The sequence below is a fragment of the Actinoplanes sp. DH11 genome (assembly GCF_020873875.1).
In the GTDB taxonomy this organism is placed as follows: domain Bacteria; phylum Actinomycetota; class Actinomycetes; order Mycobacteriales; family Micromonosporaceae; genus Actinoplanes.
Genome location: NZ_JAHWGU010000002.1, coordinates 146971 through 159879 on the forward strand (window position 1 = coordinate 146971; position 12909 = coordinate 159879).

Here is a 12909-nt window from a genome sequence, read left to right on the forward strand (position 1 = left end):
GCAACGCCTTCCAGTTCAAGACGTCTGCCCCCTTTGGACGGTTTGCGGCCTGATGTCGTTATTCTTGGCGCGCTCAAGCTCGATTTCAGCGGGAGCGTAACGCCGACTCAACAGACTGCTAACCACAGCTTCGACAAATAAAAGTGTCCGTCCGGCCAGGCCGGATCGCTCTCCGCGCCACTGCCCTGACCAGGCGGTTATCAACTCTGGCGACTCTATCGATCATGACGACCCACTCCGCGTGCCGGAGTGGCCGAGATCACGAACGGCGTGCGGTCGCGGTTCGGACTGTTCGGGCGGGATGGGTGAAACGCCAGACCGTGCCGCACATCCCGCAGAACAGGGCAAGGGTGATCGCGAACGTCGTGTAGTAGAGCGAATCGAACGTTCCGCCCACCACGACCGCGACCGCCTGCGCGGAGATCAGCGCGACACAGAGGTGCCGGTACTCGTCGACCTTCGTGCGGCGCAGCGCGATGACCGCCAGCGTGATCGACGCGATGTGCAGCGCCAGCAGCGCGATCACCCCGATGATTCCGCCGGTGACGAGCGTGTAGAGCCACTGGTTGTCGAGGATCGTGTCGCGCACCGGGTCGTCCAGCAGCGTCCGCGGCCCCCTGCCCAGCCAGGGCCGCTGGTCGAAGAAGTGCCCGACCATCTCGTAGTCGTTGGTGCGCCCCTCGATGCTGGGGTCGACGCCGATGTTCAGGAACATCGCCTTGATGGTGCCGAGCACGCCCGGCTTCACCATCATGATCGACACCACCGCGGCGACGCCGATGTAGAGGAACGTGTACCGCAGCCGCCACGACCAGATCGGCACCATGATGATCAGCGCGAGCGCGAGCGCCAGGATGCCGGTCCGGGAGATGGACATCGGGTTGGCCACGGCCAGCAGGAAGCCGCAGAACGCGCCGAGGTAGCGCTGGAGCTTCTTCTCGGAGAACCGGGCCACGTGGATGGCGAACGGCACCAGCATCGCCACGACCGCACTGAACTCGATGTAGTGCGTCGTCGTGCCGGCGATCCGGAACTGCCCCTCGTCACCCCGGGTGCCGAAGCCGACCAGGCCGCCCTTGACCTCCAGGCCCGGAATGACGAAGTACTCCGAGACGTCGATCTTGAGCGTGGCCTGCAGGATGCCGACCACGGCCATGAAGCCGCCGCAGTAGACCATCACGCGCAGCAGGCGGTTGAGCCGGTCCCAGTTCTGCACGCCGTCGGCGACGATGAGCGCCGCGCCCAGGAACTGGAACAGCTGCAACATCGCGAAGTTCTGCGCATTGGCCTCCTGGGTGGGCAGGCCGCGCAACATCCCCGCGATGTACGACATGACGTTCGCAACCAGATAGAGGCCGAGGAACCACCGGATCGGCTGCGGGCCGACCAGCAGCAGCTTCGGGCTGAGCCGGGCCAGGCACCACCACGCGAACATGAGCAGGCAGAGCAGCAGGGCCGGCCGGCCCGCGTACGTCAGGTTCGGCACGATGAGCGTGCCGGGCAGGACGTACAACAGCAGCACGGCGATCGAGACGAGCGTGACGACGTCGACCGTCGCCCGGTACCGCCGGGAGCTGTAGACGTGCCTGTCGAGTTGGGACGGCTCGAAATCGAGCGGGTGGTGCGACTGCGAGACCGTGGCGGCACTCACCGCCGGTCAGCCTTCTCGTCCCGCCTCCCACCCCACGGCGGCAGCACGATGGTGGCGTCGGCCGGCGCCTGCTCGAGGCGCGGGTCCGGGTTCACGGCCGGGTTCTGCTTCGACCGGTACGTCCCGTCGCTGCTGCTGCTGGAGCGTCGCTGCTGCTGGGGCACGCCCTGGCCGTTGCCGGGACGCGCGACCTGGGGCTGCTGTTGCTGCTGCTCGGCCGGCTTGGGTGCGGTCCCCCCGTTGACCGGGCGAGGCAGGATGACCGCCTGGGTGGCCTCGAAGCTGTTCGGCACCGCGTTGCCGTTGCCGTTGCTGTTGTTGCGCCCCTCCAGGCCGACGGAACCGACCGCCGCACTACCGGCGGGCTCGTTCTCGTCCTCGCGCCGACGGGCGCGGTACCGCAGGAGCGCGTCCACACCGATCGTGAAGCCGGCGGTGAGCAGCAGACCGAGACCGGCCGCGACCACCATCACCCGCATCGTCTTGGACGTCTTGGTCTCGACCTCGCTGCCGTCGTCGAGCTGCAGCGTGGTGATGATCTCGGTCTTCGCGACACGCAGGGTCTGCTGCCGCTGCTGGACCGCGTCCGCGATCGCCTTCTGCACGAACTGCACGGTCGCGGTGGCCTGCTCGGGCGAGCTGCCGACCGCTTCGATCACGAAGAGCGGAACCTGGTCGATGGCGACCGTGATGTTGTCCGACAGGCCCTGAGCGACCATCTTCTCGAGGACCGACTTCTTCGTGACGTCGATCACCGTCGCGTTGGCCATCGCCTCGTAGCCGAGGTCGAACCACGGGTTGTCGATCGGGTTCTTCTCACCCTCCTTCGACACCGTGCCGACGGGCGGGATGAACTGGATGTGCCCCTTGGCGCTGTAATCCGGCTTGACCGTCACCGCTGCGACCCCGACGAGCACCATCGTCACCAGGAGCAGCGGAGCCGAGAAGTACCAACGCCGGAACAGCAATTTGGTCATGTCCCAGAGGTCCACACGTTCCCCTTGCCCTTACCGATGATTGTGCTTGCGAAATAGGCCGGTCAGAGCCCGACCAGCGGATTGAACCTAGTGTCCACGGCCGGGACAACGCCAGTGGAGTCCCGGGATACGCGGCAGGTGCAACCGAAGATTTACGTCACATGGAGGCGTAGGTATCGATATTAGGGTACTTCCGGTCACGGAACCGGTCGGCAATCGGACGCGGGTGGCCGTACGAACGGTGGTTGCCAGGGGCCGTCCGGCCAGGGAGGGTTGCGGCGCGGCCGAAACCCGGCCGGAACCGACCTGGTGGAGCCACTGCGACATGCCGAATCCGATCGTGCGGCCGGTCCGCGACGCCCTGCGACGCGCCGCCGGCAACCGCGACCTGCGCCGCCGCACACCCCCGGCGATCCGGTTCGACCCGGCCGCCGCGGGCACCGGCACGATCTACTACCTGACGCCGGACGAGGCCTCCCCGGCCGGCGGCATCCGGGTCATATACCGGCACGTCGACCTGCTCAACGCCGCCGGGCGCGCCGCCGCGGTGCTGCACGACCGCCCCGGCTTCCGGGTCGGCTGGTTCGCCAACGAGACTCGCGTCGTCTCCGCCCGCGACGTGACGCTCGGCACCGGTGACCTGCTGGTGGTGCCGGAGTTCTACGGCCCCGGGCTGGGCGCGCTGCCGGATGGGTGCCGCACGGTGGTGTTCAACCAGAACGCGTACCAGACGTTCGACCGGGTGCCGTTCGGCACCACCGGGCCGGGGGCGCCCTACGCCGGTGTCGGCGGCCTCGAGGCGCTGCTCACCGTCTCGCAGGACAACGCCGCGCTGCTGCGCCACGCGTTCCCCGGCCTGCCGGTGCACGAGGCCCGGGTGGTCGTCGACGAGCGGCTGTTCCACCCGGGCGACGCCCCGGCCGGCCGGCGGATCGGGTTCATGCCCCGGCGTCGCGCCCGGGAGCAGGAGCAACTGCTGCACATCCTGCGCAACCGCGGGGTCCTGGACGGCTGGGAACTGGTGCCGATCGACGGGCTCAGCGAGGCGCAGACCGCCGGCGTGCTGCGGACCTGCGCGGTGTTCCTGAGCTTCAGCGAGCGCGAGGGCTTCGGCCTGCCGCCGGCCGAGGCGATGGCCAGCGGCGCCTATGTGGTGGGTTTCACCGGTCTCGCCGGGCGCGACTTCTTCGACCCGGCGTACTGCGCACCGGTCGCCGAGGCCGACCTGCTGGCCTTCGCGGTGGCTGTGGAGGACGCGCTGCGCCGGCACCGCGAGGACCCCGCCGCGCTGACCGCGGCGGGGCGGGCGGCGGCGAAGCAGATTCACGCGCGCTACCACGAGGACGGCCTGCGCCAGGACCTGCTCGCCTTCTACGACACGCTGCGCCGGCCGAGCTGAAGCGGCCGGTCAGCCGATCCACGGAAGGCTGACGGCCAGGTCGAAGGCGTCCGCCACGGGCACCTCGGTCCACGAGTCCAGGACCCGCAGGCGCTGCGGCCCCTCCGCTGCGGCACGCAGCGGACGCAGGTCGGCCAGGGCGGCGCCCGGGTGTCCGGCCAGGAGGGCTTCGAGGCTTCCCGGCACCGGATCGGCCAGGTCCACCTCGACGATCTCGACACCGGCCGGGTCGGCGGGCGCCGGTCGCCGGCTCGGGGTGCGGCCGGCCTCGGCGGTCACCGCGATGTTCCGGAAGCCGTCGCCGAGCTCGTCCGCCAGGTGGCTGCCGAGTACCGGGATCTCGACGTCGCCGAGCCTCAGCGGCACCCGTTGCAGGTGCGAGTTGGCGGCCAGCAGCACGACCCGGTGATCCCCTCCGGCCAGCAGGCCGAGGGTCGTCTCGGCCATCGCGGCGTCGCGGACGTTCGGAACGAGCGAGCCCGCGCACTGTGCCCGCAACGCCTGGTCGAGCAGGACGGCCAGGCGGAGCTCGTGCCGGGCGGTCGCGACGGCGAGCGGCCCCACCGAGCGGCGGTGCAGCGGGCGGTTCGCGTCGAAGCGTGCGGAGAGCTCGGCCAGCAGCACGGTCAGCTCGTCGCGGTCGGCCGCGGCCATGGAGCGGTAGGCGAGGAATGCCGGAACGGTGTGCGGTCCCGCGTACTTGCCGGCCTGCCCGCGGATCCGGTCCAGCAGGTCCAGCGCCCCGGGGTCGGCGATCGTGAGGTAGCGCCCGAGGCTGTCCAGCGCGGGCGTCATCGAGGCCAGGTCACCGGGCAGGTCGATGCCGACGAAACGGACGGGCGTGTCGCGACCGGCCAGGTCACGCAGCATCGCGAGGAACCGCTGTTCCTCGGGGAGCCGGCCGTGGCGGTACGTCATGCCCGCCCGGGCCACCTCGGCCGGCACCCCGTCGCCACCCTGGATCCACCGGTCCACGGACAGGCCTTCACTGAACCCGGACTCGATCGCGACGACGGTGAAGCCGAGCCGCTCGACCAGATGTCTCACCAGGCGGTGGCGCAGCGCCCAGTACTGCGGTACGTGATGCGCCGATTCCCCGACGGCCACCACGCGGGCGTCGCCGAGCCGTGCCGCCAGCGGTTCGAGGGTGTCCTGGATCGAGGTCACCGGAATCGCCGTCCGAGGAGTCATGAGCATGAACCGTATCGACCGGCACCAGTGCGGCGGCCGGCACCCCGAAGGCACTGTCCACTGTCCACTGTGCGACATATGGCACGTACCACGCTGCGTGATCTTCAAGTGACAATGCGCGATAACGTACATCCGGGTCAATATTCAACGCCCACTCGGGGGCATTCCTAACGGAACTGATAAGACGGCCTAATCGGGCATAGCACCTATAGTGGATCAAGATGACCGTCTAACTGAAACGGATGAGAGGATCCCGCCCGGAAAGACAGTGTTCCGACTTGAACGGATCCAGCACTGTTTCCATCGAGTCGATGCGACCCAGGGGGACAGACGAGACGATGTCAAAAAATCCGCACGTCACCATTCTCATTGCCAACCTGCCGGCCGAACGTGACCGGCGGGTCATCAGGGAATGCTTGACGCTGGAGGCCAGGGGCTTCGACGTGACGGTCATCGCGCCACGCGGTGACAAGAACCTCAAGGTCCTGCCCGGAAGCCGGAACACCCGGCTCAAGCCGTACCCGGTGAAGGTCTACGGCAGCGGGCTGCTCACGTTCGGCATCGAGTTCGGCTGGTCCTTCGCGTGCATCGCGACCCGGCTCGTCGGCGAGGTCCTGTCCGGGCGTGCGCACGCCGTGCAGGTCTGCAACCCGCCGGACGTCTACTGGCCGCTCGCGCTGCTGCTGCGCGCGATCGGCCGGCCGTGGGTGTTCGACCACCACGACCTGTGCCCGGAGGTTTACATCTCGCGGGGTGGCGAGCCCAACAAGTGGGTGCTGCGCATGCTCAACGCCCTGGAGTGGCTGACTCTGCGCACCGCCACCGAGGTGGTCGCCACCAACCAGTCGTTCAAGGACAACGCGGTCCGCAAGGGCGTGCACCCGGACAAGGTGACGGTGGTCCGCAACGGCCCGTCGATCACCGAGATCGCGGTGGACGGCGACCCCGAGGAGGTGACCGCGCCGGACGGTGTGAAGCGCGTCGTCTACCTCGGCGTCTTCGGCCCGCAGGACAACGTCGAAGGTGTGGTCCTGGCCGCCGAGGAACTGATCCGCCTGCGTGGCCGCGGCGGCTGGAAGATGGTCCTGGCCGGCGACGGCGAGAGCATGCCGTCGGTGCGCGCGCTGGTCGCCGAGCGCGGCCTCGAGGACGTCGTGGAGCTGACCGGCTGGCTGAACGGCTCCGAGGTCGACACGGTGCTGCGCCAGGCCACCGTGGCGATCCAGCCGGACCTGCCGACCCGGATGAACCAGCTCTCCACCATGGCCAAGACGGTGGAGTACGTGGGCCGCGGGCTGCCGGTCGTGGCCGCCGACGGGATCGAGACCCGGCGCACGCTGGGTGACGCCGGGGCGTACGTGCCGACCGGCGCCCCGCTGGAGTTCGCCGAAGTGATCAACGAGCTGCTCGACGACCCGGAGCGCCGCCAGCAGATGCGCAAGCTGGGCCGCGACCGGTTCCTGAGCATGCTGTCGTGGGAGCACCAGGCCGGGCCGTACGCGTCGGTCTTCGAGCGGCTGCTCTCCAAGCGGCTGCGCGGCCGCACCGCCCCCGCCGCTGCCACCCCCACCACCGCCCGCATCCCGCGGCAGCGCACCGGCGCCGAGCAGCCGAGCCGGGTGGACCAGGCATGACGAGCATCGTCATCGCGGCGCACAACGAGGCCGCGGTCATCGGGCGGTGCCTGGACACGCTGCTCGCCGACGCGGCGCCCGGCGAGTTCGACGTCACGGTGGTCGCCAACGGCTGCACCGACGACACCGCGAAGGTGGCCGGTTCCCGGCCCGGCGTGCGCGTGCTCGACCTGGCCACGCCCGGCAAGTCGAACGCGCTCAACGCCGGTGACGCGGTGGCCACCGGCTTCCCCCGGGTCTACCTGGACGCCGACATCGTGCTGAGCACCGCCGCGGTGCGGTCACTGACGGACGCGCTGCGGGCCGAGGGCGCGTTCGCCGCCACGGTCGGCCGCCGGCTGGTGCTCGCCGGCCGGCCCCTGGCGGTCCGCGCCTACTTCGCGGTGCACGGGCGGCTGCCGGTGTTCCGCGACGGACTGTTCGGGCGCGGCGTGGTGGCGCTCTCCGAGGCCGGCCGGGCCCGGTTCGACAGGTTCCCCGAGCTGGTCGCGGACGACCTCTTCCTCGACTCGCAGTTCACCGCGGCGGAGAAGCGTCACGTCACCGCGTACACCGCCGCGGTGGAAACCCCGCGCCGGACCTCCGACCTGGTGAAACGCCTGGTCCGGGTGCGCGGTGGCAACTCGGCGATGCGCGCGGCGGCCGCACAGGGCGAGATCACCGTCCCGGTGCGCCCGGCGGCGCGGCTCTCCTGGCTCACCGACGTGGTCCTGCCCAAGCCGTGGCTGGCGCCCGCCGCGGTGGTCTACGTGGGGATCACGGTCCTGGCGGCGCGGGCCGCCAAGCAGGCCGGTGACGGCGGGGCCGCATGGGGCCGGGACGAGTCGTCCCGGCAGACGACCGGCGCGGATCGATAGGACATCATGGCGAACGACACGGTCATCAACATCTGCTTCCACGGCATCGGCACGCCGCAGCGTGAGCTGGAGCCCGGCGAGGACCGTTACTGGATCAGCGAGGACCTCTACCACGCGGTCCTCGACGAGATCCGCGGCTGGCCCTCGGTGCGGATCAGCTTCGACGACGGCAACGCCTCGGACGCCGAGATCGGCCTGCCCGGCCTGGTGGAGCGCGGCCTGAGCGCCGACTTCTTCGTGCTGGCCGCCCGGCTCGACAAGCCCGGCAGCCTGAGCACCGACCAGATCCGCACCCTGATGCGCGCGGGCATGACGATCGGCACCCACGGCATGTGGCACAAGCCGTGGCGGGGCATGGACGAGGCGACGAGCGACACCGAGCTGGTCACCGCCCGCGAGCAGATCGCCGCGGTCACCGGCACCGCCGTGGACACCGCCGCGTGCCCGCTGGGCCGGTACGACCGGCAGCTGCTCACCCGGATGCGCTCGCTCGGGTACGCCCGGGTGTTCACCAGCGACCGGCGGCGGGCCCGCGGCGGCGACTGGTTGCAGCCTCGGTACAGCGTGCGCCGCGACGACACCCCGGCGTCGCTGCGCGCCGAGGCGCTCGTCGGGCCGGGCGTGCTGACCAAGCTGAAGCTGGAGGCGGTCGGCACCATCAAGCGGCTCCGTTAGGGACGCCCAGCAGTGACAACAACGCCCGGGACCTGTGCGGTCCCGGGCATTGTTGTCACTGCTTCGTGCGGTGCACCGTGTGCGGTCCGGGCGCTTCCCGCAGCCGCGCCGGGCTGATCAGGGCCCCGGCGGCCATCTTGCTGGGCTCCTTGCCGAGCGCCGCCCGGCTGGCCTCGCGCAGCAGCAGCGCCGCCCAGAAGCCGGCGGCCGGCACCGGGCCGTGCCGGCGGCCGTAGAGCCGCACCTTGTTCAGCGTCAGCAGCGTCCAGAGGCCGGGCGAGACCTTGGAGTCGCCCTCCAGGTGCACGGCCTTCGCGGCCGGCGTGAACCGGGTGGCGTAACCGGCGTCGCGGGCGCGCAGCGCGAAGTCGGTCTCCTCCGAGTAGAGGAAGAACGACTCGTCCCAGGGCCCCACCGCGTTCCAGCACTCGGCGCTGATCAGCACCGTGGAACCCTCGGCCCAGTCGGTGACGGTCTCGGCGGTGTAGAGCCGCTCGTCGGTGACCATCTCGCCGATCGCCGGGTAACGGCCGGCGCGCACCGCACCCAGCACGGCGTCACCGAGCACCCGGCGGGCGGCCGGCTCGCGGCGCATCGTGTGGATGAGCTCGCCGTCGCCGTCGGTGAGCAGCGGCACGGCGATGCCGGTGCCGGGCTTGCGCAGGACCTCGAGAAGGGTACGGACGCAGCCCGGGGTGAGCCGCACGTCCGGGTTGAGCACCAGCACCGCGGTGAACGGGCCGGCCTTGGCCACTGCCGCGTTGATGCCCGCCGCGTAGCCGGCGTTGCGCCCCATCTCGACGACGGTGGCGTGCGGCGCGAGCCGGCGCACCGCGCCCACCGAGTCGTCCGCGGAGGCGTTGTCGGCGACCGTGAGACTCCAGTCCACCCCGGCCAGACCGGGGCCGAGCGAGGCGATGAGGTCCGGCAGCAACCGCTCGCTGTTGTAGGTGACGACGACCACGGCCACCGTCTCGGGTGTCACGGCCTCGGGCTTGCTGTCCAACTTGTTCTCCCAGTCTCGCGGACGGTCCCATCCTGCCGTCCCTCCCGGCCGCCCGGTACGGCCGGATGGTCATCGCCGGTGTCGGAAACCAGCGCTCGGTCGCGGCCCGCCCCGCGACCGCTGGCCGAACGGGCGGATCTCAGCGCCCGATCGGCCGCCGGGCTTCCGCCGCAAGGATCGAAAAGTGCCCCGGCCAACAACGGTGGTCGATCCGTGTCGTCTTTCCGGCAGCCAGCCCCGATCATCGGGGAAATGATCTGATCGATGTCTTCACGCTGACGATGCCGGCGGCCGCACCGCGCGGTGGTGGTGGCCGGGGAGGCGGTTCCCGTGCGTAGTCCCTGGTCCCTGTCCTGGCGTTCGCTCCTCACCCTGCTTCTGGTCGCGGCCGGTCTGGTCGTGCTGCCCGGCGCGCCGGCGTCCGCCGACCCCTGCGCTCCCCTGCTCAATCCGGTGGCCTGCGAGAACAGCAAGCCCGGCACCCCGAAGAGCACCTGGGACGTGTCCGGCGCCGGCAGCACCGCGGTGCAGGGCTTCACCACGCGGATGAGCGTCAACGTCGGCGAGACGGTGCAGTTCAAGATCAGGAGTACGGCGGCCTCGTACCGGATCGACATCTACCGGATGGGCTACTACGCCGGCAACGGGGCGCGGCTGATCACCACCGTGAACCCGGCCGGCACGCAGAACCAGCCCGCCTGCCTCTCCAACGCCTCCACCGGCCTGGTCGACTGCGGCAACTGGGCGGTCTCGGCCTCCTGGGCGGTCCCGGCCGGCGCGGTCTCCGGCATCTACTTCGCCCGGCTGGTGCGCACCGACGGCACGGCCGGGGCCAGCCATGTCGTCTTCGTGGTCCGCGACGACAGCCGCCACTCCGACCTGCTGTTCCAGACCTCGGACACGACGTGGCAGGCCTACAACACCTACGGCGGGAACAGCCTCTACACCGGGTCGCCGGCCGGGCGCGCCTACAAGGTCAGCTACAACCGGCCGCTCACCACGCGCGGCACCGGCCCGGAGGACGCGGTCTTCAACGCCGAGTACCCGATGGTGCGGTTCCTCGAGGCCAACGGGTACGACGTCAGCTACTTCTCCGGTGTCGACACCGACGCCCGCGGCCCGCTGCTGCTCAACCACAAGGCGTTCCTGTCGGTCGGGCACGACGAGTACTGGTCCGGCCGCCAGCGCGCCAACGTCGAGGCGGCCCGCGACGCCGGGGTGCATCTGGCGTTCTTCAGCGGCAACGAGGTGTTCTGGAAGACCCGGTGGGAGAACGCCACCGACGGTTCCGGCACACCGAACCGCACCCTGGTCAGCTACAAGGAGACACACGCCAACAACAAGATCGACCCGTCGGCGGAGTGGACCGGCACCTGGCGCGACCCGCGGTTCAGCCCGCCGGCCGACGGCGGCCGGCCGGAGAACGCGCTCACCGGCACCGCCTTCGAGGTCAACGCCGGCACGGTGAGCCTGCGGGTGCCCGCGGCGGACGGCAGGATGCGGTTCTGGCGGGGCACCACGGTGGCCACGCAGGCCGCCGGCGCCACCGCGACGCTCGGCACCGGCACGCTCGGGTACGAGTGGGACGAGGACGCCGACAACGGGTTCCGTCCGCGCGGGCTGGTCCGGCTCTCCACCACCACGGCGTCCGGCCTGGACGTGTTGCAGGACTACGGGTCGTCGTACGCCTCCGGCAGCGCCACCCACCACCTGACGCTCTACCGGGCGCCCAGCGGCGCGCTGGTCTTCGGCGCCGGGACCGTGCAGTGGTCCTGGGGCCTGGACAGCGACCACGACCGCGGCTCGGGGGCCGCCAGCACCCCGATGCGGCAGGCGACCGTCAACCTCTTCGCCGACATGGGCGTGCAGCCCGGCACCGTGCAGAGCGGCCTGAGCGCCACGCCCGCGTCCACCGACACCACCGGGCCGGCCGCCACGGTCACCACCCCGGCGGCCGGGGCGAGCGTGCCGGCGGGCGCACCGGTCACCGTGTCGGGCACCGCGGCTGACACCGGCGGCCTGGTCGGCGGGGTCGAGGTGAGCACCGACAACGGCGCCACCTGGCACCCGGCGAACGGGCGGGCGACCTGGTCCTACAGCTGGACGCCGCGCGGGTCGGGGGCCACCACGCTCCGGGTCCGCGCCGCCGACGACAGCGCCAACGTCGGTCCGGACGCGACAGTGCCGGTCACCGTCGGCGCCCGGACCTGCCCGTGCACCATCTGGGACCCGGCGGACGCACCGTCGATGCCGGCCGACCCGGACCCGACCGGCACCGAGGTCGGCACCAAGTTCCGCGCCGACGTGGCCGGTCAGGTCACCGCGATCCGGTTCTACAAGGGCAGCCCCAACACCGGTACGCACGTCGGCCACCTGTGGACCGCGACCGGCACCCTGCTCGCCACCGCCACCTTCACCGGCGAGACCGCGACCGGGTGGCAGCAGGCGAACCTGTCCGCACCGGTGACGCTGACGGCCGGGGCGACCTACGTGGTCTCCTACTACGCCCCGAACGGCAGGTACGCGGCCGACGTCGGCTACTTCGCCACCGAGGGGGTCGACAGCCCGCCCCTGCGTGCCCTGCGCGACGGGGTGGACGGGGTGAACGGCGTCTACCGGTTCGGCACCGGCTTCCCGACGGTGGCCTGGGAGTCGGCCAACTACTGGGTGGACGTGGTGTTCAGCCCCGGCGGCGGCACACCGGACACGACCGCGCCGGCGGTGACCGCACGCACCCCGGCGGCCGGGGCGACAGGCGTCCCGCGCGGCACCACGGCCGGCGCCACGTTCAGTGAGCCCGTGCAGACGGCCGCGATCGCGGTCAGCGCCGGCGGCAGCGCGGTGGCCGGTGCCACCGGTTACGACGCGGCGACCCGCACGGTGACGTTCACCCCGGCGGCTCCGCTCGCCGCGTCGACCGCGCACACCGTCACGGTCAGCGGCGCCAAGGACGCGGCCGGGAACACGATGACGCCCGTCACCTGGTCGTTCACCACCGCGGCGACGAGCACACCGCCGCCGACGACCTGCCCCTGCTCGATCTGGCCGGCCACCGCCACCCCGGCGACACCGGCCGACTCGGACACCGCGGCGGTCGAGGTCGGCACCCGGTTCCGCAGTGACGTGGCGGGCACCGTCACCGGGGTCCGCTTCTACAAGGGCAGCGGCAACTCCGGCACGCACGTCGGCCACCTGTGGACCACGACCGGCACCCTGCTCGGCACGGCCACGTTCGGCGGGGAGACGGCGACCGGCTGGCAGACCGCCACGTTCGGCACACCCGTCGCGATCGCCGCGAACACCACGTACGTCGTGTCCTACTACGCACCGGCCGGGCGGTACGCGGCCGACGCCGGCTTCTTCACGTCAGGTGTCGACAACGGCCCGCTGCACGCCCTGGCCGACGGGACCGGCGGCCCCAACGGCGTCTACCGGTACGGCAGCGGCGGCGGCTTCCCTGCCAGCACCTGGGAGTCGACCAACTACTGGGTCGACGTCGTGTTCAACCCCGTCAGCTGA

9 protein-coding genes are annotated in these 12909 nt (G+C 71.2%); 5 read left to right on the forward strand and 4 right to left on the reverse strand.

All coding sequences use genetic code 11. The features are described 5' to 3' along the window. Nucleotides 1-259 precede the first annotated feature (259 nt). Together LPA41_RS42660 and LPA41_RS03850 are read right to left on the reverse strand one after the other, a co-directional pair. Nucleotides 260-1651: an O-antigen ligase gene (locus LPA41_RS42660; protein ID WP_229068340.1), complete on the reverse strand. Its 1392-nt coding sequence runs from the start codon at nt 1649-1651 to the stop codon at nt 260-262. Next, complete coding sequence (locus LPA41_RS03850) at nt 1648-2643, reverse strand: hypothetical protein (protein WP_229068342.1); 996 nt, start codon at nt 2641-2643, stop codon at nt 1648-1650. Before LPA41_RS03850 ends, LPA41_RS42660 begins: the two co-directional genes overlap by 4 nt. A gap of 310 nt (nt 2644-2953) precedes the next feature. Here LPA41_RS03850 and LPA41_RS03855 point away from each other — a divergent pair, with 310 nt between their 5' ends. Then, a complete protein-coding gene (locus tag LPA41_RS03855) occupies nt 2954-4027 on the forward strand; it encodes a glycosyltransferase (protein ID WP_229068343.1) in 1074 nt (357 codons plus the stop codon). A gap of 9 nt (nt 4028-4036) precedes the next feature. Here LPA41_RS03855 and LPA41_RS03860 read toward each other — a convergent pair whose 3' ends face one another. Then, complete coding sequence (locus LPA41_RS03860) at nt 4037-5218, reverse strand: erythromycin esterase family protein (protein ID WP_229068344.1); 1182 nt, start codon at nt 5216-5218, stop codon at nt 4037-4039. A 338-nt stretch (nt 5219-5556) separates the two neighbouring features. On the opposite strand from LPA41_RS03860, the gene LPA41_RS03865 reads away from it, so the two are divergent. From LPA41_RS03865 to LPA41_RS03875, 3 genes are read left to right on the forward strand one after another with little or no spacing between them, the layout of a single operon-like run. Then, nucleotides 5557-6852, forward strand: coding sequence for a glycosyltransferase family 4 protein (locus LPA41_RS03865; RefSeq protein WP_229068347.1), 1296 nt, complete (start codon nt 5557-5559; stop codon nt 6850-6852). Next, nucleotides 6849-7709 (forward strand): glycosyltransferase family 2 protein, encoded by an 861-nt coding sequence (locus tag LPA41_RS03870; RefSeq protein WP_229068349.1) that lies wholly within the window; start codon nt 6849-6851, stop codon nt 7707-7709. Before LPA41_RS03865 ends, LPA41_RS03870 begins: the two co-directional genes overlap by 4 nt. 6 nt (nt 7710-7715) lie before the next feature. Continuing rightward, complete coding sequence (locus tag LPA41_RS03875; protein WP_229068351.1) at nt 7716-8384, forward strand: polysaccharide deacetylase family protein; 669 nt, start codon at nt 7716-7718, stop codon at nt 8382-8384. A 55-nt stretch (nt 8385-8439) separates the two neighbouring features. Here LPA41_RS03875 and LPA41_RS03880 read toward each other — a convergent pair whose 3' ends face one another. After that, nucleotides 8440-9390: a glycosyltransferase family 2 protein gene (locus LPA41_RS03880; protein WP_229068352.1), complete on the reverse strand. Its 951-nt coding sequence runs from the start codon at nt 9388-9390 to the stop codon at nt 8440-8442. 330 nt (nt 9391-9720) lie between these two features. Between LPA41_RS03880 and LPA41_RS42665 the strand changes: the two genes are divergently transcribed. Further along, a complete protein-coding gene (locus tag LPA41_RS42665) occupies nt 9721-12909 on the forward strand; it encodes a N,N-dimethylformamidase beta subunit family domain-containing protein (RefSeq protein ID WP_229068354.1) in 3189 nt (1062 codons plus the stop codon).

Bases quoted from the DNA above. Each gene is read 5' to 3' on its own strand.
- LPA41_RS03855 (WP_229068343.1), top strand. From the start codon at position 2,954: ATGCCGAATCCGATCGTGCGGCCGGTCCGCGACGCCCTGCGACGCGCC.
- LPA41_RS03860 (WP_229068344.1), bottom strand. From the start codon at position 5,218: ATGACTCCTCGGACGGCGATTCCGGTGACCTCGATCCAGGACACCCTC.
- LPA41_RS03865 (WP_229068347.1), top strand. From the start codon at position 5,557: ATGTCAAAAAATCCGCACGTCACCATTCTCATTGCCAACCTGCCGGCC.
- LPA41_RS03870 (WP_229068349.1), top strand. From the start codon at position 6,849: ATGACGAGCATCGTCATCGCGGCGCACAACGAGGCCGCGGTCATCGGG.
- LPA41_RS03875 (WP_229068351.1), top strand. From the start codon at position 7,716: ATGGCGAACGACACGGTCATCAACATCTGCTTCCACGGCATCGGCACG.